Genomic DNA, 22,508 nt, shown 5'->3' with positions numbered 1-22,508 from the left:
TCTGATGACATCGACGGCTGGCCTTTGGCTGGCCGTCGTTCTAAGCGGAGCCTACCACGGATTAAATCCAGGGATGGGATGGCCGCTGGCGGTTTCGTCGGCCCTGATGGAGCAACGGCAATCTGCGCTTTGGGGCGCACTCGCTGCTTTGGCTGGTGGGCATTTCGTGGCAATGTTGGGAGTTTTGCTTCCCTTCGCATTAATGACGCTACTTGTCGAATATCAGCGGGAAATTCGCGTTGGTGCTGCTCTTATAGTCATCACCATGGGTCTTTACATCGCGATAACGCGACGGCACCCCCGAGTTCTTTCTCGCATACCACCCAGCAAGTTAGCCCTCTGGTCGTTTCTTGTGGCGCTCGCACATGGTGCTGCATTGATGTTGGTCCCGATCTATCTTGGACTATGTGGTCTTGATGAACTGGATGCCGGCCACCGCGCAATTTCCGAGATCATGACTACCAACGGGATGCTCGTCTTGGCCGTGGCCGTCATACATACGGCCGCCATGGTTTTGGGCGGGGGTATTGTGGCCTTTGCCGTTTATCGCTGGCTTGGTCTTCAGTTTCTGTCCCGCAGTTGGTTTAACCTAGAACTGATCTGGGCCTTGAGCCTGATCTTAGTTGGTTTTTTGGGATTGTGGTCCGCGCTTTAATTGCTTTTCATTCCAGCTGGTCGAATTAGGTTCTATCAAATCGCTTTTTTGACCCCGACGAGGACATCATGACAGCAGCATTCAATGTTTTAGCCGCGCTTTTGACGATTGGGTTTGGTCTGTTCGGGTTTCTTGCCCCAGCGTGGACTGCGGCTTCGCTGGATCTCGCGCCTACAGACAGCAACATGGGGTTAAGCGAAATGCGGGCATCTGTTGGCGGATTATTCGTTGTGACTGGAGTTGCGGTGATTTGGTTAAATACACCCTCGGCCTATGCGATGCTCGGCATTGTTTATGCTGGCGCAGCTTTGGGGCGTTTCGTGTCAGTCCTTCTTGATAATCCGCCACTGGCCAAAGCTATGACTTTCGGAGGAATCGAATTGGTCCTGGCAATTTGGCTAATCGCTGCAAACATGAACAGGTCCATGTAAGGCATTGGAATAAAAAGCGCTTGAACCCATCATTCCCGATTTGCATCCGAGCCAAACCTCACCTATATAATATGTGTCCTTCGGGACTATGGACATAAACGCGCTCGTAATAAACGGATCGGACCCGGGGGCGGTACCCGGCGGCTCCACCAAAATCCTTCGTTTGGGGATCATGGGGCCGAAATAGGATCGACGAACGTCTAAAGGGGTTAGCTTTGTCTCGGCTGTCTGCCACCGTTATCGGCGAAAATAGTACAATTGCAAACGACAATCGTGCTCCGGTTGCAGTTGCTGCGTAAGCAGTAACAAGACCGAAATCTAAGTCCTTGCGCCTAGCCGCGTAAGGCGGGGTTCGCAGGTACCTGGCAACAGAAACCTGCATTTACCGCTTTATGTGTGTTGTTTGCCCCACAAATTCCGAAACGGTTCAGAGTTTGTTTATTTCTGTTTCACATCCTGCCGGAACAGGACAGGAGAGTCGTTATGACGAATTCAGAAATACTTCGCAGGTGGTACTCCGAGGTTTGGGAAAATGGGAATACGGACGCAATAAATAAATTCTTTGCTCCGGATGTAATGGCCGAAGGTTTGATCCCAGAAATGCAAGTTGGAGCTGACGATTTTCGTGACCTTGTAACCGCATTTCGCTACGTGCTTGGCGACATAAAGTTTTATCTGCCCAAAGTCGTAGAGCACGAAGACTGGGTTTCTGCGATTTTACATGTACGAACTTTTCGAGCTGACAATGGTGCTCCGTTGGAAGTGACTGGACAAGTTATGGCGCGGTTCAAAGACGGCAAAATTGTTGAGGCCTACAACCAGTTCGATTTTATTTCTCTGTTTGAGCAGCTAGGCCAGTTCCCGCAAGACACTTTGCCAGTCTGTATGACTGGTCAGCGGTTGGATTGGGCCTAAAATACAGTCCAGTACGCTTGACCAACACGTTACTTACACGCTAGCAAATCCTTAAGGGGTTAGCTTGCGAACGCCCCGTGAGGCGGCAGCCCAAGTTTCGCATGTATCCGAGATTTAGAAGGAGACATGCTGTGGCTGCCCCAAACGCTATTACCCCAAAACAACTTGCCCGGATTGTCGGGACGCCATCTGCGCCTATTATAGTGGATATACGCACAGATTTTGACTTCGCCGATGATCCCAGGCTCATACCTGGATCAGTACGACATCCGCATAACCAAATTGTCGAGTTGCGGGCACTTATCGGTAACCGACCCTGCGTTATTATTTGTCAAAAAGGAAAAAAACTGAGCCAAGGGGTGGTTTCGTGGCTGCGCAGCGATGGGCACGCGGCCGAGTATCTTGAAGGCGGTCACTTTGCTTGGCGGGACATGCCAGATAGCCAACTGGTTTCAGTTTCGGCTTTGCCGGAAGAAGTCGGGTCAGGAACACTTTGGGTTACACGTCATCGACCTAAAATCGATCGGATTGCATGCCCGTGGCTTATTCGTCGATTTGTGGATCCCAACGCTCGGTTCCTTTTTGTAGCGCCGTCTGAGGTTAAAGGTGTGGTAGCAAAGTTTGGTGCGACTGCGTTCGACGAAGACGGTGAATTCTGGAGCCACCGGGGTGAAAACTGTACTTTCGATACGATGCTTGACGAGTTCGATATCCACTCCGCCCCCCTTGATCGCATGGCCGATGTTATTCGTGCAGCAGACACAAACAAACATAAGGTGGCCCCGGAAGCTGCTGGATTGTTAGCAATTTCGGTCGGTCTATCGCGCCAATACAAAGACGACCATCAACAGCTTGAAGCCGGTATGCACATTTACGATGCTCTATACCGATGGGCTCGTGACGGTTTCAATGAAGTTCATGATTGGCCGAACGGTCACACCTCATGACACCGAGCATAAACGAGCTTTGTCTTGTGTTTGGGCGCATAGGGCTGTTTTCATTTGGCGGTCCGGCTGCTCAGATATCGTTGATGCACCAGGAATTAGTGGAGCGTAGGTCTTGGCTGGATGAACAGACCTATCTGCGTGCTTTATCGTTGTGCATGCTGCTGCCGGGGCCTGAAGCCATGCAATTAGCCACATATGCTGGATGGCGCCTCAAAGGGGTCGTCGGGGGTTTGATTGCCGGCAGTCTTTTCGTATTGCCCGGTGCCATCGTGATAACGTTGCTTGTCTTTTTGTACGCGGCTTACGGAGACCTGCCTTTGGTTCAGGCCGGCTTTTTAGGGATCAAGGCGACAGTTATTGTCATCGTAATTCAAGCAGTTCGAAACTTGTCCGGCAAAGCCTTAACAGACAGCAGATATCGACTGATTGCGGGTTTGGGTTTTTTGGCGATTTTTGTGTTCAATCTGCCTTTTCCATTGATCATCCTCACGGCGGCGATTTGGGGGTATTGCACGGCGCAAAACATAACTTTACCGCCCGTTGACCCCTCTCCAATACTTACACGTCCCATCCGAACAGCTTTCGTCTGGCTCGCTTTGTGGCTGATCCCGCTGATTTTACTTAGCTGGGCGGGGCAAACTCTACTGGCTGAACTGGGTTGGTTCTTTGCCCGATTGGCAGTTGTGACGTTTGGGGGCGCGTACGCCGTACTAGCGTATATGACGCAAACGGTCGTCGAAACCTATAACTGGATCAGCACGGACCAAATGATAGATGCCTTGGGACTCGCTGAAACAACGCCTGGGCCTTTGATTCTTGTCACACAGTTCGTTGCTATGCTGACCGGACAGATGGCAGGCGGTACGTCCCTTGCCATTGCCGCTGGTATTGTTGCCCTATGGTCAACATTTGTACCTTGTTTTCTTTGGATTTTTTTGACCGGCCCGTACTTAGACAAAATCGCGACCCGCCCGCGATTGGCAGCTTCGATGAAGGCTGTAACCGCCGCGGTTGTCGGAGTGATTCTAAACCTCTTGGTGTGGTTCGGTATGAATGTTCTGTTCCGATCGGTGGATGGAGTATCGTGGGGGCCATTCGAAATGCCCCTGCCCGTCCCGTCCACGCTGGACCTCGCAGCTTTGATCTTGATCTTGATAGCGAGTATCTTGATATTCCGCATGAAATCAGGTTTGACGGTAACGCTGATAGCGATGAGCCTAGCGGGAATTGCGATTGAGGTTTTGTAGCTGAACTTGTGCAACCCAGTCTTTCGTTTCCGCTCAAATCCCTTATGCTGACATCAAACACGCTCGAGGATCGAAAATGTCGCAAGACATAGATTATGGGAACCTTATGCACACGGCAATGCGCGGTCTTATCAAGACTGTTCTTACTGACGTGTCAAATAACGGTTTACCGGGTGCACACCACTTCTTCATCACATTCGACACGCAACAAGAGGGTGTCGAATTGGCCGACTGGTTGCGAGAACGTTACCCTGATGAAATGACAATCGTCATGCAGCATTGGTTCGAGAATCTAGAGGTCGGTGACGATGGTTTCTCAATCACACTGAACTTCGGCGACGCGCCGGAGCCGTTGTACATCCCGTATATGGCTATCAAAACTTTCGTCGATCCATCTGTTGAATTCGGATTGCGATTTGAGAGCGCAGAAGATGAGGATGAGGCAGAGTTTTCAGAAGAAGAAACGATCGAAATCGATTCTGAAGAAGAGAAGCATCATCACGATGCGGATGTTGTTTCGTTGGACAATTTCCGCAAGTAACTGCCCAAACTAACCCCTAACCAGCCGGGTTCATTTTTTCTCCAAAAATGTCTCTACCGACCTCGATTTTTCACCATTGCGGAATCGCGAGAAAGAAAGGTCTAGCCCGCCATCGGCAAGAGTTCGGTCGAATTGCTGCAATTCGTATCCACCGTTTGGACCAATAAATAACGAAAAGACTGTCAGTGTCGCCCCTTCGATCCGTCCCCAAACAAACGGTTCGCCTTTCATCGGGTCTAACGGGACTTCGTGACCGAACACATTTCGTTTCATAGCCGCCGAAAACACATCAGGGCGCTCAGTCGTCTTAAAGTCGACCGAATATTCTTCTTCTTTGATGCGACCGTCACCTTTGTAAGTGGTTGTGGTCCAACTTACGTTGAATCCGTCTTTTAACTCGCTAATCGATACGCTCATATCCCTTGGGGTCTCTGTGCCGTCAGAGTCTACGACATTAGCGGACCCAACATAATCCCCCACAAATGGTTCAATTTCTGCGGCGAAAGTGGAATTTGTGCCGGCCAAAAGCAATAGCGACACGGAAAACACGGTCATAAACATATACACAGGTCGGACAATGTGTGCTGCACGCATAAGAAACTCCGTGGCGGTTGCGCTTATATTGTAACTTTAGCTCGCTTGGGCACAATGGCACTGTTTTCGCTAACGGACAAATAATGGAACCGCGCCGTATCTATACCTTTGTTAGGCCAAAGATTAAGGTGCGCGTAACTGGCCGATTGCCTTGCGCTGATGCTGAGGTTACACGGCATACGATTGCATGCCAAACGGAGTGACAAATGTCTCAGACCCGCACCGAAACCGACAGTTTTGGCCCTCTCGAAGTACCAGCGGACAAATACTGGGGCGCGCAGACCCAGCGGTCTATCATGAATTTTCCGATCGGTTGGGAAAAACAGCCAGTAGCCATTGTTCGTGCATTGGGCGTCATAAAAAAAGCGTGCGCAATGGAAAACAAAGCTACAGGTAAGTTGGATGCCAAGATTGCCGATGCGGTGATTCAGGCTGCGGACGAGGTTATTGATGGTAAGTTCGATGATAACTTTCCCTTAGTCGTGTGGCAGACCGGTTCGGGAACACAATCAAACATGAACTCGAACGAAGTGATCGCCAACCGCGCCATCGAAATACTGGGTGGCGTGATTGGTTCGAAAGATCCCGTTCACCCAAATGACCATTGCAATATGGGGCAGTCTTCCAATGACACTTTCCCCACTGCGATGCATATTGCCGCCGCTATGAGCGTTCGTGATGTTCTGCTGCCGGGGCTTGAAAAACTGGCAAGTGGGTTAGAGCAAAAGGCAAAGGAATTTGCCGGCATCATCAAGATTGGGCGCACACACACACAAGATGCCACGCCACTTACGCTCGAGCAGGAATTCGGGGGATACGCTCATCAGATTCGCCAAGGCATTGCGCGGGTTCATTCAGCAGTGCCTGCCATTTACGAATTGGCGCAAGGTGGGACCGCCGTTGGTACTGGCTTGAACACTCATAGCGGTTGGGATGAGGCGGTAGCCAGTAACATGGCAGAAATCACCGGGCTGCCATTTGTCACCGCACCTAACAAGTTTGAGGCTCTGGCGGCTCATGACGCGATGGTTTTTCTGTCAGGGGCTTTGGCAACGGTTGCAGGTTCTTGCTATAAAATCGCCAATGATATCCGTTTCCTGGGCTCGGGACCGCGGTCTGGTTTGGGCGAACTTATCCTTCCCGAGAATGAACCGGGTTCTTCCATCATGCCGGGCAAGGTTAACCCAACGCAAGCCGAAGCTCTGACTCAGGTTGCAGCACATGTCATGGGGAACGATGCAGCTATGAAATTTGCCGGTTCGCAGGGCCATTTCCAGCTGAATGTATATAACCCAATGATGTCGTATAACCTACTGCAATCAATTCAGTTATTGGGAGATGCCACCGACAGTTTCACTGAACGTATGTTGCTTGGGATACAGGCCAACGAACCACGTATCGACAAACTGATGAAAGAATCGCTTATGCTGGTCACTGCACTGGCCCCAACAATCGGTTACGACAATGCTACAAAGGTTGCAAAAACCGCTCATAAGAACGGGACGACCCTGAAAGAAGAAGCAATCGCGCTGGGTTTCGTGGATGAAGAGACCTTTGATGCCGTTGTGCGGCCTGAACATATGATCGGTCCGAAGAACTGATGGGCAAGCCGGTCAACCTGAACCGGTATAGAAAAGCAAAGTCGCGGGCCGAGAAAAAGGCCCGCGCGGATCGGAATTCCTTCTGTTATGGTCGTAGCAAAGCCGAGAAGGAAGCAACTGATCTTGAGCGTTCCAAGTCCAAGAAAGAATTGGACAATCACGAGTTGGATAAATGAGTGGGCCTCCGATCAAACGATCGCTTACGCTGCAGGGTCATCGAACCTCGGTGTCGCTGGAGGATGAGTTTTGGAATGCATTTCGCGAGATCGCACAATCAAAATCAATTCCTATCAACGTCCTAGCTTCAGAAATTGATGCTGCCCGGAATCCTGAGACCGGTTTGGCATCGGCTATTCGGGTATTCGTTTTAAACTGGTATTGGTCAAAAAATTGAATCCTTGTCTTTTGAAGTAAAGGGCCACTGAAGCCCTGTGAAGTAAAAAGGGTATTTTTTTATGTCTGATACAGTTTCTGGACCGGATGGGCGGATGCGCTGTGCTTGGTGTCAGGCAGCGCCTGAATTCTTCGAGTACCACGACTCTGAATGGGGTTACCCTGTCATTGACGACAGGCGTTTATTTGAAAAGCTTTGCCTGGAGAGTTTTCAATCAGGCCTGAGTTGGCGCACGATCCTGAATAAACGTGAGAATTTCCGCCGTGCCTTTTGCGGATTTGACTTTAACAAGATCGCTTTGTTTGACGAAGTCGATGTCGCCCGATTGCTTCAAGATGCCAACATTATTCGTCATCGTGGCAAGATTGAGGCCGTAATTAACAATGCCCAACGAATGCAAGAGTTGGTGGCGGCAGAGGGATCGTTGGCTGGCTTTGTTTGGCGCTATGAAACCGAGGTCCAAAGGACGCCCCGCCTGGCATCGACCTCACCCGAGTCGGTTGCTCTATCGAAAGAGCTAAAGAAGCGAGGTTGGAAGTTCGTCGGACCCACAACCGTTTATGCGTTTATGCAGGCAATGGGTCTTGTCAACGATCACGTCGAAGGCTGCATCATGCGGGAAAAAGCGACGCTGTTGCGCCGCTCGCTAATAAAGCCGGAATAATTCTTCTAAACAGAAGCTTGATGGATTTTGTTTACGTTGCTGCCCAGAGCAGCGTTAAATTCAGCATCCGATTGCTGCTTTGCCAGCCCTTCCGTAAGGGCGCGAGAGAACGACGCAATCATCTTGTTATTTTGGTTTAGCAGGTCACAGGCTTGCTCGGTCGAATATCCACCGGACAATGCCACTACACGTAATACCCGAGGGTGATCTGCTACTTCGTCATAAAGATTCGCTTGGTTGGGAAGCGTCAGTTTCAGCATGATCTCCTGCCCTTCGGTCAGTTGATCCAAATTCTTAAGAATTTCTTCCTTAAGAATATTCTCGGCTTCGGCCTTGGTTTCAGAATGGATGTTAACCTCTGGCTCGACTATTGGAACCATGCCCGCGTCTGTGACCTCTCGGGCTACGTCGAATTGCTGGGCGACAATCGCCGCTATGCCATCTGCGTTTGCTTCGTGTATGACTGATCGCTCTTTGGTACCGAATACACCTTGTGCTTTGGACAAAGTATCCGCCAGCCCAGGGATTGGCTTCATCAGTTGAACGCCGTTTGCTGTTTCTTCCAAGCCCTTGTCTATTTTCAAGAAAGGAACGATGCCTTTTACAGACCAGAGATAGTCAGCTACTTTGTGGCCGTCGATTTCTTCACCTAGCGTGCGCTCGAATAGAATGGCGCCGATCACTTTGTCCTTGGTGAAATCGTCTGCAAGAATGATCCGGGCGCGCATTTCTTGAATTTCGCCGAACATTTCTTCGTCCGAGCTGTAATCAGTTTCAGGCACTCCATACAGTGCCAGCGCCTTTGGGGTCGAGCCACCACTTTGGTCCAATGCGGCGATAAATCCCGCACCGTTGGTCATTTGCGCGCGTTGTTCTGCCTTGGACATAACTCTTTCCCGTTCAAAATGATTCCGAATTCACCTTTCGCATACAGCAACCTGCAAACCGATGGTAGATTGTTAGCGCCCACGTACCCTTAACCAAATTCCATCCTTAGAGCGAACGGTAAGATGTGCGACCGGTACAGGGGTTTTTACAGGGATTGTTTCGAAACGGAACTGCCGCAGCAGCATCGATAGAATCAGTGGGCCTTCGATCATAGCAAAGCCAGAACCGATACAAACACGGGGTCCGGTGGAAAAAGGGATATAAGCATCCCTCTGACAGGATCTGCCGTTTTCCGTTTGCCATCTTGAGGGATCAAACTCATCAGGGCGTTCCCATAAGCGTTCGTGCCGGTGCAGGTGCCAAGGGCTGAGTATGATCTGAGACCCTCGAGCTATGTTCCGTCCGCGAAATTGCTCAGGGCAGCTTGTTTCCCGGACCATCATTGGAACAGGCGGATAGAGCCGTAATGCCTCACGAAAAACATCACGACAGATTTGTAGGCGGGAAACCGAGGCGAAGTCTGGTGCGTCCAGATGTTGCGCCTCCTCTGCAAGGCGATCTTGCCATTCTGGATTGAGCGCCACCAAATATAATGTCCACGCGAGTGCTGAAGCGCTGGTTTCGTGGCCAGCGAGAAAAAAGATCGCCACCTGATCGACCATTTCATCTTCTTCCAAGCAAAGCCCTGTTTCAGGGTCGGGCGTCGTCATTATCTTTGTTGCAAGATCGTCGGGTGCGTTACCTGCAATGATCAACTTGGCCCGCTCCTCGGTCATCCTTCGAATCAGTTCCCTGATGTCGCGCGCTGTTTTGCGCGTTTCCCGGGAAAAAAACCTAGGAATCCAATGCGGCAAAGGAAAGAAAGCGGCCAGGTTCATCAATGGTTGTTCTCGTTGGTATGCCTTGAATTTCTTAAAAACTTGCGCCGCAACTTTGTTATCGATGGGCACAGAAAACAATGTTCGGAATATGACATCGGCCGCAACGTGACTCGTGAACTCCTCAAATTCGAGGTCTGAATTTATATGCGTTTGAAGTCTATCGACGCAGGCTTGGGCCGCAGCCAACATAGCTGGAAAAGTGTCTTTGAGGCGGCCACCCTCGAAAGCAGGATCGATCACGCGACGTTGCCGTTTCCAGGTTTCTCCATTGGTCAGGAAAACAGAGTTACCCAAAAGTGGACGCAAGCCTTCACCGACACGTTTGGACTTGGGAAAATCCTCAGGGCGTTCTTTCAAGACTAAGTCAATCAGTTCTGGTTGATTGATCAAAAAAGATCGAAAAAAAGGTGTGCGAAACTCTGCCATCCAAGCCCGATAAAGCCGCTCTGGCTGAGCGGACAATAGATCTTGTTTGAAAAGTTTTGCGTACCGCCACAGCGTGACCCTTCCCTCTCGGGATTTTGGTTTCGGCGGCTTCATGCTCTTACCGAAGTATATTTTGAAGCAGTTCGTGTGATACGAGACTGTGACGGAGCGCGTCCCTCGAACCGTTTTCTGAGTGTTAGTGGCCCTGCCGTTATTCTGAAATAGTCGTAATCGCCGGGTCGATCGAAGGCACACAAATACTGAAAGTGTAATCGAAAAAACCGCCAGCGCAGTGTTTTCAACCTCTCAGCAGAAAGTGTTTGCGTAAATGCTGCAGAAAGGACAAGCGGCCACTTTTGCTCTTGCCTCGCGACTCCACTGACTGCCACAGGGTCACATAAGGCAAAGGTACAACCATCACCAGGCGCGGACACATCCACCCAAGTCAAATTTGAACCGATGGAAAGATCGCGAAGGTCCTTTCGTAACCGATGCGCTTTGGGCAAAAAAGCTAGCATCGGAATAACCTGCCCCAAAGTTAAAAGTGATAAGGACGGGCTGTTCCGGAAACCATCGTGCTTTCGCAGGACGTCAGCTAACGCCATTACACCCAAATGTGCCCCTGAGCTGTGGCCAACGATCAAAACCTCATTCAGTTCGGTACTGAGGGCCTCATTTATTCGTTTGCTAAAAAGTTGTAGCCGGTCGTTCAACTCCGGTGAAACCACACCGCGCAAGCGAGAAGAATATGCGTAATCATGCAACAAGTAATAGGCGAACAAACGATTATCGATGCGCCGGAACCAAAATAAGGAACAATAGGCCCCTAAAGCAGCGGGCAGAATTGCCAGTTCGCCCATGTACGTATCAATCAATGCGTAGATCGACAACGCAATCAAAATGGCTATCAACAATTGCAAAATTAACATTACAACTGGGTAAAGCGCCGCCAGAACTGGTCCTTTACGAAGCCGCATCAAGCGCCAAAAAACGCCTGTCGACACATATGTCCAAACGGTTCTGGCCATTTGGATATATGTTACCAGGATCGACCCTGACATGCTGCGTTGGACGATATCCGACCAGGGCAGGACCTCAAATTCGGTCTGAACTTCAACGCCTTCTTGCACAGACGTGACATGCCAATTGTTAGAACCGCTTACTGAATCGGCCGAGACGCTGATCGAGTAACCCGAGATTTCCGCCTGTTCTTTCCCCTCTTTACGGTACAATTCACGGTATCGACGTGGCGGAAACGGATCGTATCCCGGAATGTAAAATACCCGGCGTTTGAATATTTGCGGAGGTCTGTTCTTACTGCTCATTTGGTCGACAAGTTAGCGTAGCATTGCCTTTAAGGTAAGGCCTGCAACGACAACATCATCGCCAATTTGCTAAAGGGTTAACCTAGTGCTGCCAAACCGGGGAAGGTTTCGACCAACCACCAACTAAACTGTGTAAACAGACCGGTAATCAACATTATCCCTACGAATAACAGCAGGGCTCCCATGACCTTTTCAATAGTCCCCAAATAGGGCTTTATCTGATTCATAAACTTCATTGACCTGTTCAGAAACATTGCCGCCAACAAAAATGGAATTCCAAGACCCGCTGCATAAACCCCCAACAAAAAAGTCCCTCTTGCAACGGAAGCTTCGGAGGCCGCCAATGACAAGATTGCTCCTAGCTGCGGTCCAATGCATGGGGTCCAACCAAATGCAAAAGCCAGCCCCAAGACGTAAGCCCCGAAAACCGATCCCCCAGAGTCCTTGGTTTCTACGCGAGCCTCTCGGTCCAGTAGAGGTATGCGGATAATATTCAAAAAATGCAGGCCGAACACGATTACAATGGCGCCCGACATCTTTGCGAAATGTTCTTGATTTTGCAGCACAAACGCCCCGAAAGCCGAAGCGGTAAACCCCAACAACAAAAAGACTGTCGACAAACCCAGCACAAAAAACAAAGCCGACAAGGTGGCTTTGCGCCTTGCGTGGGATTCATCCTGCATTTCGTTTATCGTCACGCCGCTCATATATGCAAGATAGGGTGGGACAATTGGCAGTACGCATGGCGACAGAAAGCTGATTAGTCCCCCAATCATCGCGACGAACATGGCGGGTAATAATCCCGCATCAATGATATCTATTCCGAACATGAGTCGGACATATGTTATCCGATGCTTCGCGTCACGGGTCTATTCGGTCACATCCTCGTGGTTGCGCGCTGGACAGCGTCGCGCACAACACATATTTCCAGAACAATGGAAGATACCGATGAAACACTGGACGCGCTCGGGCTTTTGTGTCCCCTGCCCGTCTTAAAGGCAAGAAAGCGGCTAAAGTCCATGCCGGCCGGAGCGTTGCTGCGCGTTTTGGCGGACGATCCTGCTGCTATTGTAGACGTCCCGCATTTTTGCGCCGAGGCGGGCCACAAACTGCTTTCTCGCGAAGACGCAAATGACCATCAGGTTTATTTAATCCAAAAATCGTCCTGATTACGCCTTTGATCTACTTTAAAAAAAGCGGACCAATAGGTCCGCTTTTTTCATTGCCCTAGTGACCACCAACCTCGGCGTTTGGGTTTGGCCCGAGCTGGCTTGGGTTCTTCGGCAACAGTCTCGAGTACCGGTTCAGACGCTTCTCCAAGCTTTTCCGGTGGTTCGGGGTCTGCCTCCTCAGTTGCAGCAATATTTTCTGACACTTCAGACGCAGTAACTGCGTCGTTTACGCCAGATGGCTCTGCAACTACTTCAGATACCTTTTTGTCACCTTCGGTATTCTGGACCTCGATCTCCTGTTGCTCTGCTTCAGCTTCGATGGCGGTGGGTTTCTCAGCCGTTTCATCCTGAGCATTCTTAAGTGTCTCTACTTCCTCAGCAGGTTGCACATCTGCGTCTTTCTTCCGTCGACGCGGCACGCGGCGTTTCTTGGGTTTTGCTGACTTTTCTTCATCCTCTGCGGGTTCGGGATTAGCACCTTCTTCTTCTGCAGACACCAGTTCGTCAGTACCGGCAACTTCAACAGGTTCGCCTTCCGCGACATCGGATTCGGTCGCATCCGAATTGACTCCGCTCTTCTTGCGACGACGACGACGGCGTTTGCGCTTGGGCTTGGCTTCTTCTTCTGTTTGCTCGGTGTTTTCGTCTTCAACTTCGGGTTCTTCGGTCGAATCCACCAGATCCATAAGTGAGGCGTCCACCGAAACTACAGGCGCGGTCGCTTCGGGCACGATCCGGCTGGCTGTCTTGAATTTCTCCATTGAAAAGTCAGGGCTAACGAGATGAACGTCGCCCTCAACCCGAACTGACAACCCGTACCGGGACTCGATTTGGGCAATATGTTCTCTCTTTTGGTTCATCAGGAAATTGGCGATACTTACTGGGCACCGAACCAAAACCTCGCGAGAGCGACGACGCGTGCCTTCCTCTTCAATCTGCCTAAGTATCGACAGTGCCATATTGTCATCTGAACGGATCAAACCGGTTCCGTGGCAAGACGGGCATGGTTGCGTTGTTGCCTCGATCATTCCAGGCCGCAAGCGCTGACGGCTCATTTCCAGCAAGCCAAATCCTGATATCCGACCAACTTGAATTCGCGCTCGATCAGTTTTCAGCTTTTCCTTCAAGCGCTTTTCGACCGCTGAATTGTTCTTGCGCTCATCCATATCGATGAAGTCAATGACGATCAGTCCGGCCAAGTCCCGCAATCGCAATTGCCGCGCCACCTCTTCGGCGGCTTCAAGATTGGTCTTAAGCGCGGTGTCTTCGATCGAGCCTTCTTTTGTGGCTCTGCCCGAGTTTACATCGATTGCGACCAATGCTTCCGTTACGCCGATTACGATATAGCCACCAGACTTCAACTGAACTGTCGGGTTGAACATCCCCGCCAAATAGCTTTCGACCTGATATCGCGCGAATAACGGCAGCGCGTCTTCATAACGCTTCACGTTCTTAGCGTGGGACGGCATAATCATTTTCATGAAGTCCTTGGCGATACGATACCCGCCTTCGCCCTCCACAAGAACTTCGTCGATATCGCGATTGTACAAATCACGGATCGAGCGTTTGACCAAATCGCCTTCTTCGTAAATTTTTGCAGGAGCAATCGACTGCAAAGTAAGCTCGCGAATCTGTTCCCACAAACGCTGCAGGTATTCGTAATCGCGCTTTATCTCGGATTTGGTGCGCTTTGCGCCGGCTGTCCGAACGATCAATCCGGCACCGTCGGGAACATCAATTTCCGCCGCTATGTCTTTTAATTTTTTCCGATCTGCTGCGTTTGTTATCTTGCGGCTAATTCCCCCGCCCCGCGCTGTATTCGGCATAAGTACGCAATACCGGCCTGCAAGCGAAAGATAAGTAGTAAGGGCGGCACCTTTGTTGCCGCGTTCTTCTTTAACGACCTGCACCAGCAGGACTTGGCGAACCTTGATGACTTCTTGGATCTTGTAGCGACGAGGACGCGGCTTGCGGGGTGGTCGAATGTCTTCACTGTCATCTTCCTCGGCAACTGACTCAATCTGGTCGTCTTTGTCCGAGGCATCAGTTGAAGCCTCTTCACTTTCTTCAACCGAGTTGTCGCTGTCGGGCTCTTCCCGTTCAGTCTCAGAGCCATCGGATTCGGTATCGTTGGAAGGTTCAACCTGACCGTCGTCTTCATCGTCCGCTGCCTGTGGGGGCTCTTGCGTAACAGTCTCATGCTTTTCCTCTGAAGCAGTTTCCGACTGGGCTTCTACGCTTGATCCATCACCGTTTGCGTCATCTGCGACAGTGTCATCCGAAGTTTCTTCTTCTGCGGATTCTTCGGGTTCCTCGACAGGGGTTTCTCCAACCAATTCCATCGGAGACGTCCCTTCGGGGACCTCTGAAACGTCGCCTTCGTCTACTTCGTCCAGATCTATTGTCTCCATCCCCGTTGGTTCAGAGGACACGTCCATTGTCTCAACGGGATCATCAGACTTAACATCCGCAGCTTTGCTGCGCGATCTAGATCGGCGTTTTTTCGGTTTGGATTCTTCGTCTTCATCGCGTGCCTTCATTGCTTCGGCATAGGCACGCTCCTCTTCCATCAAAGCTTCGCGGTCAGCGACCGGTATTTGATAATAATCCGGGTGAATTTCCGAAAACGCCAGAAAACCATGGCGGTTGCCACCGTAGTCCACAAAAGCCGCCTGTAGAGACGGCTCAACCCGCGTTACTTTTGCAAGATAGATGTTGCCAGCAAGCTGGCGTTTGTTTTCGGACTCAAAGTCGAACTCCTCAACTTTGTTCCCGTCGACCACCACGACGCGGGTTTCCTCCGCGTGGGTGGCATCGATAAGCATTTTCTTGGCCATTTGTCCTTGGTGCACCGCGCCAAACGCATTGTCCTGGCCCGTCCGGTTGGAAGGGCGCATTTGGGGAGGTGTCTTGTCAGGGCGATATCAGACGGCGCGCGGCAGGGTCTGGCGCCATGGCCCCCTGCCCGTATACTCGATCGTTGCGCGCGCGTCATCGCGGTTCTTCTCCGACAGGCGCGATTTATCGCTGCCTGCCCATTTATTCCTTTCGCCCGTCATTCGGGCTCAGGTGCTCTACTGCCCAGTCAGGGCACAATCGGTCTGCTTTGCTGCCAAAGTTTTTCTTCACTTGCGGCAAAGCAGCGAAACTCAAATATCCGGGGCTTAAGAGCGGAAAAATGCCCGGCCCGTTCGAACACAATAAAAGCAGTCCTGCGGAAAAGACAATGGGCAAACTGAATTGCATCCTACGAACTTAACGCGGGTGCACTTCAATTAGGTAAAAAGTTCGCAAACGTGAATTAAATTGGTTGCTCAGGAAGTTTGGGGCCACAATTGGCGCTTACAAATAGTCTGACCGCTGCAGCCCATACTTCGCCATTTTCTCGTTCAAGGTCCGGCGCGGTAGACAGAGTTCGTCCATAACTGAAGCGATCGAACCTTTGTGGCGACGCATGGTGTTGTCGATCAGCATCCTTTCGAATGCCTCGACATATTCCTTAAGCGGCTTGCCTTCAGTTGTCATAACCGGCTGCATTTCCTCATGGTCGGACATTAAAAGCGAAGCAATCGTACCAGACCCACGACGCGATTGCAGAACCGCACGCTCGGCTATGTTGATCAACTGGCGCACATTCCCCGGCCATGGTGCCTGTAATAGCTGAGCAGCTTCTTGGGCGCTGACCTGCGGAGTGTCGCAGCCGTATTCCTCAGCGAATTGCTCGCTTAAGCGGGTGAACAAAGTCAGGATATCTTCACCTCGCTGCCGCAAAGGTGGCATTGTTATACGAAGTGCAGCCAATCGATAAAACAAATCGGGCCGCAGAACATCCTCGCTGGTTTTACCAGCTTCCTGCAAATTCGAGATTGCCACTATCCTCGTCTCTGCCGGAGTGCCCTGCTGATTCATCACGCTCAACAGTCGCGCTTGCAGGGTATCGCTTAGCGCCTCGACATCCTCGAGTACTAGCGTTCCGCCACGTGCCTCCTCAATCGCTGGCAGTTGCGAGTCTTCGGGCATCATCGGTCCAAACAAGCGCTTTGAAAGCGCATCTTCTTCCAAAGCAGCGCAGGAGACCAAAACAAATTTCTTGCCCGCACGGCTACCGACGGCGTGCAGGGCGTGAGCAACCAGTGTTTTGCCTGTTCCGGTTTCCCCATCGATCAAAACGTGACCATCCGCCTGACCCAAATCCAGAATATCCTCTCGCAGACGTTCCATAACCGGGCTGGCGCCGATCAACTTGTTCATAATCTGAGTTCCGCCAGACAACTCTCGCCGCAGCGCCCGGTTGTCCAACGTCAATCTTCTTGCATTACTGGCGCGTTTGGCCAATTCCGACATGCGGTCCGGATTGAAAGGCTTTTCGAGGAAATCGAATGCACCTACGCGCATGGCCTCAACAGCCATCGGCACGTCACCGTGTCCGGTGATCATAATCACAGGCAAGGTGCTGTCCGCGCCCATGAGTTTCTTCAACAGCTGGATGCCGTCCATACCGGGCATCTTGATATCTGATATCACGATCCCTGGATACTCTGGCCCGAGCACCTTTAGAGCATCTTCGGCGCTTGCAAACGTCTCGGTGTCGTAACCTGACAACGCCAACCATTGGCTGATCGACTGGCGCATGTCCTGTTCGTCGTCCACGATGGCGATCTTCATGGCTTGTGCCATAGTCATTCCTCGTTATTCAGCGGCCTCCAGGCCGTCGCTTCCAAGTATCGGCAGCTGCATTTCGAAAACTGCGCCGCCATTTTGTCCGTTGCGTGCGGTCAGCCGCCCACCGTGGTCGTTGACGATCCCGGACGAGATAGCAAGGCCTAGTCCAACTCCGTCCCCGGGCCGTTTAGTAGTGTAAAACGGTTCGAACAGGTTTTCGATATCCTCGATGCCATGCCCATTGTCTCGGACGGTCAGTACCGCAGTCTCACCCGCCGCAAGGATGATTTCAACGTCCGGTTCATCTATTGATTTGGTGGCGTCCAGAGCATTTCGCAAGAGGTTGACCATGACCTGCTCAATCCGCATTCGATCGCCCATCACGACCACAGGTTCCTCAGGCAAAATTTGCGTAATCTTGACATGACGTTGCCTCAGCTGCGGCTCCATCATTGATAGAGACGAAGCCAGCGCTTCGCCAAGATCTACAGGGGAAAACGCGTCCGCGCCCTTTCGAGCATAAGATTTTAGCTGCCGGGTTATTGCGCCCATCCGCTCAATCAATCCATCGATCCTGCCGAAACTGGCCAATGCTTCCTCTGATCGATCACGACGCAGTAAAAGGCGCGCACCTGCAAGATAGGTTTTCATCGCAGCCAAAGGTTGATTCAATTCGTGACTTACGGCTGCCGACATCTCACCCAATGCGGCCAGTTTCGAACTTTGCGCAAGGGTTTGCTCGGCAACTTCCAACGTCTTTTCCACCCGTTCACGCTCAGCGATTTCCCGCTGCAACCTGGTGTTCAATGCGCGAAGCTCCGCCGACTCTCGCTGGAACAAAGTCATGCGGGACGTTGCCCGCCGGCTGAGCGCGTAGAACGCAAGGGCCAAGAGAATCGCAAAACCCATGATTTCCAAGGCCAGAACGCTGTTCACCTTCTCCCGGATCGAGGAGTAGGTGGTGAACGAAGTCATCTGCCAACCTCTGAACGGAATACGCGTTTCCATCCGCATCACCGCTTCACCCTGCAGGTAAGCGTCGGGCGGAAGGGCGGTCCAATCTGTCGTTGCCCGAATGGCCCTTTGGATCGCCCCTTGTGGGGGTTGCCGAAGCATTGCCGACCCCTCGTCCAATCCACGCCATTGAGGTTCCGTCGACAAAATAATAGTGCCAGTACTATCGGTCACCATAACCGCATCTGAGATACCCGCCCAAGCTCGTTCGAATTTCTGTAAGTCGACTTCGACAACTATCACGCCAAGAACTTCAGAATTCGCCTCGATGCGCCGTGAATACACGAACTTGTAACCACCAGATTCGCGCGGAATAATTGAAAACAGGGTTGCATTCGCGCGGATTGCATCGACAAAATATGCTGTGTTGCGGTGACCTTCGCCCAATCGATTTCGGTCTGTTGCTGCCACGGTCAATCCATCGCCATCCAACAATACCAGCGAAGCGGCTCCAATTTCTTCGACGAAGGAAATCAGTCGCTGGCTCGATAAGGTATAGTCGCTCGACTGCAAGGCGCCGATCAGGGTCGGGTCGCGCGCAAGCAATTGTGGGACGATGGCGTTGCGGCGCAGCTCGCTAAGCAAGTTGCCAGAATAAAGTGCCAGCCGAAGCTCGGCCCGATTGCGCGTAGACTCAGTAAACCTGCTGGTAAGTAAGCTGTTGGTAACCCAAACAGTGACAACGGTTGCGAGAAGAAGAACCAGAACGGCAATTCGCAGGCGCCAGCCTAGTGGGCCGCCTCCAAAACGGCTCAGAAAACCGGGGCTCTCTGGTTGAACGTCTGAACTCATTTTTCGACGCTACGCGCCAGTGACATTGATCTCAAGTCATGCCGGTGCGAAAACACCGGACAGTGCGCGGAAGAGCGCCGCTCCATCCGTACCGCCATGGCCTGAATCCGCCGCACGCTCGGGGTGCGGCATCATGCCCAACACACGGCGGTTGCCAGAAAGGATACCAGCGATGTCGTCGCGCGAACCGTTGGGGTTTTGATCATATGTAAATGCAACCCGATCTTGATCTTTCAACGTCGCCAAAGTTTCATCATCTGCAAAATAATTGCCGTCATGATGAGCAATCGGAATATCGATCACATCACCGGCGTTGTATCCTTCGGTGAATGCACTGTCGCTGGTCTGAACGCGCAGACCAACAGTTCGGCAGATGTATTTAAGACCAGCATTGCGCAACAAAGCACCGGGCAGAATCCCGGTTTCAGTCAGGACCTGAAAACCGTTGCATATTCCGATGGCATATCCGCCTCGCTCAGTATGTTGGACCAGCGCCTTGCAGATCGGCGACTGCGCAGCAATCGCTCCGCATCGAAGATAGTCACCGTAAGAGAATCCTCCGGGAACGCCGACAATATCCACACCATCCGGAAGGGTGGCGTCCTTGTGCCAAACCATGTCGACCGAAAAGCCAGCCCTTTCAAAGGCAACGGCAAGGTCCCTGTCACAGTTTGAGCCTGGAAACACGATAACTGCTGCGCGCATGGCTAACCCTCTGTTTTCTGAAAAGACTTAAACCATTTCTATTTCAAAACGTTCGATAACTGTGTTTGCCAACAGTTTTTCGCACATATCTGTTATATCAGCTTCGGTCGCACCTTCCGCCAATTCAAGATCGATTACCTTTCCCTGGCGCACGCCCTCAACCTTATCAAAGCCCATGGCGCCCAATGCGTGCCGAACCGCCTCGCCCTGCGGGTCTAGTACCCCGTCTTTGAGCATCACATGCACCCGTGCCTTCATTTTCGTAAACTCCACCTGAAGATCATGGAACTGGCGTGTTCCGATGGGTGGGGAATATCCTGCTTGGCCTTGTTGGACAACCCTTGGTGCGGCGGCAGTTTTTGTCTATCAATTGTTGCCCGATTGCGTTGTTAATCCGGGGTAATGCACGTCGATTGCATTGAATGTACCTGTTAAAACCATCTCAACGGCGACCGCGACCAATAAGATTGCCATGATGCGCGTCAAAACGTTGATCATTGTTTCTCCGACGAGGCGAGAAATTTGGTCGGCAAACAGCAACCCCAATGCAACAATTGCACACGCGATTAACACCGCGGAACCCAGCGTCACCACTTCGGAGCCATGCGATAGTTGGTGAGAAAAAACGATCGTCACCGCGATTGTGCCGGGACCAATAGTAAGCGGAATTGCCAAGGGAACGACCGCAAAGTTTAGCTTTCTTTCGTGCCCTTCCGCTGCAGCCGCCTGATCGCCCGGAGAGCGGTCATCGGCCCTTAACATCGACATTCCAATTCCAAAAATTATGATCCCGCCTGCAATTCGGAACGATGGGACGTCTATGCCGAAAACGGCCAATACTTCCTCACCGATCACAACTGCAATCAAGGCAATGACCGTTACCGAAACAGACACAATCAAAGCGACCCGCCGACGCTCTTCCTTCGTGCAGTTTTTCGTCATGCTCAAGAAAATCGGAATATTATAAAGCGGATTGAAAATAGCGAGGATCGCCGCCAAAAACTTGAGAAACACGGCTTGGTCAAACAAATCGAGCATGTTGAATATCGCCTTGACAGTAAACCAAAAAGATCGTTCGGCACAGAGCATGCTGTATTCTTGTCGAAGCTGTCAAACGCGCATCTTGAACTAAAAAGGCGTCACGTTATTTCCATGACGCCTTGCTAGAAAATGTTGCAATGACAATCAGTTGATCAGAGTCGGCTTAGAGACATTACTTTTTGGCAGAACGCCCAGACGGCGAGCAACTTCGGAATAGGCATCTGTAAGGTTGCCCAGATCTCGGCGAAACACGTCTTTGTCCAACTTCTGCCCGGTTTCGATATCCCAAAGACGGCAGCTGTCGGGACTGATCTCATCTGCGACAATCAGACGTTGATAATCACCGTCGAAAATTCGCCCGATTTCTATTTTGAAATCGACCAGACGGATGCCAACAGCCAGCATTACTCCACTCAGAAAGTCGTTGACCCTTAACGCGATGCTTAGAATGTCGTCCATGTCCTGCTGACTGGCCCAGCCAAAAGCAGCGATGTGTTCTTCGGTGACAAGTGGGTCGCCCAGAGAGTCGTCTTTGTAGCAATATTCGACTATTGGACGCGGCAATTGGGTGCCTTCAGCTATCCCAAGGCGTTTTGACATTGTCCCGGCGGCATAATTGCGCACGATCACTTCAAGCGGAACAATTTCGCAATTCCGCACCAGCTGCTCACGCATATTCAAACGGCGGATAAAGTGGTTGGGAACGCCGATTTGTGTCAGGCCTGTCATGAAGAATTCACTCAGGCGGTTATTCAAAACACCTTTGCCGTCGATTACATCCTTTTTTTCCGCGTTGAATGCGGTGGCGTCATCTTTGAAATATTGCACGATTGTGCCCGGTTCAGGACCTTCGTATAGAATTTTGGCCTTGCCTTCGTAAATTTTCTTGCGACGCGCCATTGGCGACCTTTCCATAACGGTTACGCGCATTGATCGCGCGGCTGTCGTCCTCTTATTCCAGCCAGCCCCCGCCCGCAAGCGTCAGAGATATCGCTTGCGGTCAGATTTAAAGGCTTTGGACCTATTTTCACTCACAGCATGACGGTTTGAGCCTTTGCTACGCTCCAGTCTTGACGCCAGAATTCGACATTGCGAACCTTCTTTGCCCTCTCGATGCAATTGGTCGCGCATGGGCTATTTTCGCTATACATTCTGTTTCGGTTTTTTTATCTGTTTAACGAAATTAGTGATATGAGGTCCTCAACCAATGACCACGTTCGACGAACGCGAAAACGCCTTTGAAGCAAAGTTTGCTCACGACGAAGAAATGCAGTTCAAAGCGCAGGCTCGCTGCAACAAGCTTCTGGGCCTTTGGGCCGCTGAAAAACTGGGAAAATCCGGTGCGGAAGCCGATGAATATGCCAAATCTGTGGTAATTGCCGATTTTGAGGAAGCGGGTCACGAAGATGTCGTGCGAAAAGTTGCAGGCGATCTGGGGAACCTGTCCACGGCTGAAGAAATTCGCGCAAAAATGGCAGAACTGCTGCCAGAAGCCAAAGCGCAGGTGCTGAGCGAGACCGACTGAGTTTATTTTCACCGCGCTCATGATCTTCATGAGTTTAATGAGTTTGATTTGACGCCCTGGTCGTGGGACATGGGGCGTCTCTTTATGA

At 51.3% G+C, this 22,508-nt stretch carries 24 protein-coding genes and 1 other RNA gene; 13 read left to right on the top strand and 12 right to left on the bottom strand.

Annotated elements, in window-relative coordinates; translation table 11 throughout:
* Window positions 1-4: 4 nt before the first annotated feature.
* From AC2FNE_RS03945 to AC2FNE_RS03915, 7 genes are all read left to right on the top strand, one after another.
* On the top strand, window positions 5-655 hold the full coding sequence (locus AC2FNE_RS03945; RefSeq protein ID WP_170606842.1) for a hypothetical protein: 651 nt from the start codon (window positions 5-7) through the stop codon (window positions 653-655).
* Window positions 656-723: 68 nt separating this feature from the next.
* The gene (locus AC2FNE_RS03940) at window positions 724-1,086 is read left to right on the top strand and encodes a DUF4345 family protein (RefSeq protein ID WP_496804820.1); all 363 of its coding nucleotides are present in this window, start codon (window positions 724-726) and stop codon (window positions 1,084-1,086) included.
* A 36-nt stretch (window positions 1,087-1,122) separates the two neighbouring features.
* Window positions 1,123-1,469, top strand: a transfer-messenger RNA (tmRNA) gene (ssrA, locus tag AC2FNE_RS03935).
* Window positions 1,470-1,569: 100 nt separating this feature from the next.
* Window positions 1,570-2,001 (top strand): ester cyclase, encoded by a 432-nt coding sequence (locus AC2FNE_RS03930; protein WP_496804819.1) that lies wholly within the window; start codon window positions 1,570-1,572, stop codon window positions 1,999-2,001.
* A 131-nt stretch (window positions 2,002-2,132) separates the two neighbouring features.
* Window positions 2,133-2,948 (top strand): chromate resistance protein ChrB domain-containing protein, encoded by an 816-nt coding sequence (locus tag AC2FNE_RS03925; RefSeq protein ID WP_170480421.1) that lies wholly within the window; start codon window positions 2,133-2,135, stop codon window positions 2,946-2,948.
* Complete coding sequence (chrA, locus tag AC2FNE_RS03920) at window positions 2,945-4,195, top strand: chromate efflux transporter (RefSeq protein ID WP_496804818.1); 1,251 nt, start codon at window positions 2,945-2,947, stop codon at window positions 4,193-4,195. Before AC2FNE_RS03925 ends, chrA begins: the two co-directional genes overlap by 4 nt.
* Window positions 4,196-4,271: 76 nt before the next feature.
* Window positions 4,272-4,736, top strand: coding sequence for an SspB family protein (locus tag AC2FNE_RS03915; RefSeq protein ID WP_170606835.1), 465 nt, complete (start codon window positions 4,272-4,274; stop codon window positions 4,734-4,736).
* A gap of 30 nt (window positions 4,737-4,766) precedes the next feature.
* Here the strand turns inward: AC2FNE_RS03915 and AC2FNE_RS03910 are convergent, their stop codons facing one another.
* Window positions 4,767-5,330, bottom strand: coding sequence for a hypothetical protein (locus tag AC2FNE_RS03910; protein ID WP_437436531.1), 564 nt, complete (start codon window positions 5,328-5,330; stop codon window positions 4,767-4,769).
* Between the two features lie 206 nt (window positions 5,331-5,536).
* Between AC2FNE_RS03910 and fumC the strand changes: the two genes are divergently transcribed.
* The 4 genes from fumC to AC2FNE_RS03890 all read left to right on the top strand — a co-directional run bounded on the left by fumC (window position 5,537) and on the right by AC2FNE_RS03890 (window position 7,989).
* Window positions 5,537-6,931, top strand: a complete 1,395-nt coding sequence (gene fumC / locus AC2FNE_RS03905; RefSeq protein ID WP_496804817.1) for a class II fumarate hydratase — start codon at window positions 5,537-5,539, stop codon at window positions 6,929-6,931.
* Window positions 6,931-7,107: a DUF4169 family protein gene (locus AC2FNE_RS03900; RefSeq protein WP_170480414.1), complete on the top strand. Its 177-nt coding sequence runs from the start codon at window positions 6,931-6,933 to the stop codon at window positions 7,105-7,107. The genes fumC and AC2FNE_RS03900 overlap by 1 nt, the downstream gene beginning before the upstream one ends.
* Window positions 7,104-7,325, top strand: a complete 222-nt coding sequence (locus AC2FNE_RS03895) for a ribbon-helix-helix domain-containing protein (RefSeq protein WP_170606833.1) — start codon at window positions 7,104-7,106, stop codon at window positions 7,323-7,325. Before AC2FNE_RS03900 ends, AC2FNE_RS03895 begins: the two co-directional genes overlap by 4 nt.
* A 61-nt stretch (window positions 7,326-7,386) precedes the next feature.
* Window positions 7,387-7,989 carry a DNA-3-methyladenine glycosylase I gene (locus AC2FNE_RS03890; RefSeq protein ID WP_170606831.1) on the top strand — a complete coding sequence of 201 codons (603 nt, stop codon included), beginning with the start codon at window positions 7,387-7,389 and terminating at the stop codon, window positions 7,987-7,989.
* Window positions 7,990-7,994: 5 nt separating this feature from the next.
* Here AC2FNE_RS03890 and AC2FNE_RS03885 read toward each other — a convergent pair whose 3' ends face one another.
* From AC2FNE_RS03885 to AC2FNE_RS03870, 4 genes are all read right to left on the bottom strand, one after another.
* Entirely contained in the window at window positions 7,995-8,876 is an 882-nt protein-coding gene (locus AC2FNE_RS03885) for a fructose bisphosphate aldolase (protein ID WP_170606828.1), read from the bottom strand.
* Window positions 8,877-8,948: 72 nt separating this feature from the next.
* Window positions 8,949-10,298, bottom strand: a complete 1,350-nt coding sequence (locus tag AC2FNE_RS03880; protein ID WP_496804816.1) for a cytochrome P450 — start codon at window positions 10,296-10,298, stop codon at window positions 8,949-8,951.
* Window positions 10,295-11,509, bottom strand: a complete 1,215-nt coding sequence (locus tag AC2FNE_RS03875; RefSeq protein ID WP_170606827.1) for a hypothetical protein — start codon at window positions 11,507-11,509, stop codon at window positions 10,295-10,297. Before AC2FNE_RS03875 ends, AC2FNE_RS03880 begins: the two co-directional genes overlap by 4 nt.
* A gap of 77 nt (window positions 11,510-11,586) precedes the next feature.
* Window positions 11,587-12,339 (bottom strand): cytochrome c biogenesis CcdA family protein, encoded by a 753-nt coding sequence (locus tag AC2FNE_RS03870; RefSeq protein ID WP_170606825.1) that lies wholly within the window; start codon window positions 12,337-12,339, stop codon window positions 11,587-11,589.
* Between the two features lie 105 nt (window positions 12,340-12,444).
* Between AC2FNE_RS03870 and AC2FNE_RS03865 the strand changes: the two genes are divergently transcribed.
* The gene (locus tag AC2FNE_RS03865) at window positions 12,445-12,678 is read left to right on the top strand and encodes a sulfurtransferase TusA family protein (RefSeq protein ID WP_170480406.1); all 234 of its coding nucleotides are present in this window, start codon (window positions 12,445-12,447) and stop codon (window positions 12,676-12,678) included.
* Between the two features lie 50 nt (window positions 12,679-12,728).
* Here AC2FNE_RS03865 and AC2FNE_RS03860 read toward each other — a convergent pair whose 3' ends face one another.
* The 7 genes from AC2FNE_RS03860 to purC form a co-directional block, all read right to left on the bottom strand.
* Window positions 12,729-15,518, bottom strand: a complete 2,790-nt coding sequence (locus AC2FNE_RS03860; RefSeq protein ID WP_496804815.1) for an Rne/Rng family ribonuclease — start codon at window positions 15,516-15,518, stop codon at window positions 12,729-12,731.
* 505 nt (window positions 15,519-16,023) lie between these two features.
* Complete coding sequence (locus tag AC2FNE_RS03855; RefSeq protein WP_170480674.1) at window positions 16,024-17,358, bottom strand: sigma-54-dependent transcriptional regulator; 1,335 nt, start codon at window positions 17,356-17,358, stop codon at window positions 16,024-16,026.
* 12 nt (window positions 17,359-17,370) lie between these two features.
* Window positions 17,371-19,149 carry a sensor histidine kinase gene (locus AC2FNE_RS03850; protein WP_170480404.1) on the bottom strand — a complete coding sequence of 593 codons (1,779 nt, stop codon included), beginning with the start codon at window positions 19,147-19,149 and terminating at the stop codon, window positions 17,371-17,373.
* A gap of 36 nt (window positions 19,150-19,185) precedes the next feature.
* Window positions 19,186-19,854 carry a phosphoribosylformylglycinamidine synthase subunit PurQ gene (gene purQ, locus AC2FNE_RS03845; protein ID WP_170480402.1) on the bottom strand — a complete coding sequence of 223 codons (669 nt, stop codon included), beginning with the start codon at window positions 19,852-19,854 and terminating at the stop codon, window positions 19,186-19,188.
* Window positions 19,855-19,881: 27 nt separating this feature from the next.
* Window positions 19,882-20,112, bottom strand: coding sequence for a phosphoribosylformylglycinamidine synthase subunit PurS (gene purS / locus AC2FNE_RS03840; RefSeq protein ID WP_170480400.1), 231 nt, complete (start codon window positions 20,110-20,112; stop codon window positions 19,882-19,884).
* A 108-nt stretch (window positions 20,113-20,220) separates the two neighbouring features.
* The gene (locus AC2FNE_RS03835) at window positions 20,221-20,892 is read right to left on the bottom strand and encodes a MarC family protein (RefSeq protein ID WP_170480398.1); all 672 of its coding nucleotides are present in this window, start codon (window positions 20,890-20,892) and stop codon (window positions 20,221-20,223) included.
* A 147-nt stretch (window positions 20,893-21,039) separates the two neighbouring features.
* The gene (gene purC / locus AC2FNE_RS03830; RefSeq protein WP_170480672.1) at window positions 21,040-21,795 is read right to left on the bottom strand and encodes a phosphoribosylaminoimidazolesuccinocarboxamide synthase; all 756 of its coding nucleotides are present in this window, start codon (window positions 21,793-21,795) and stop codon (window positions 21,040-21,042) included.
* Between the two features lie 307 nt (window positions 21,796-22,102).
* Here purC and AC2FNE_RS03825 point away from each other — a divergent pair, with 307 nt between their 5' ends.
* Window positions 22,103-22,420, top strand: a complete 318-nt coding sequence (locus AC2FNE_RS03825; protein WP_170480396.1) for a DUF1476 domain-containing protein — start codon at window positions 22,103-22,105, stop codon at window positions 22,418-22,420.
* Window positions 22,421-22,508 lie beyond the last annotated feature (88 nt).

Source organism: Ruegeria sp. YKSD179 (assembly GCF_059612885.1).
This window is presented reverse-complemented; position numbering and strand designations above follow the sequence as displayed.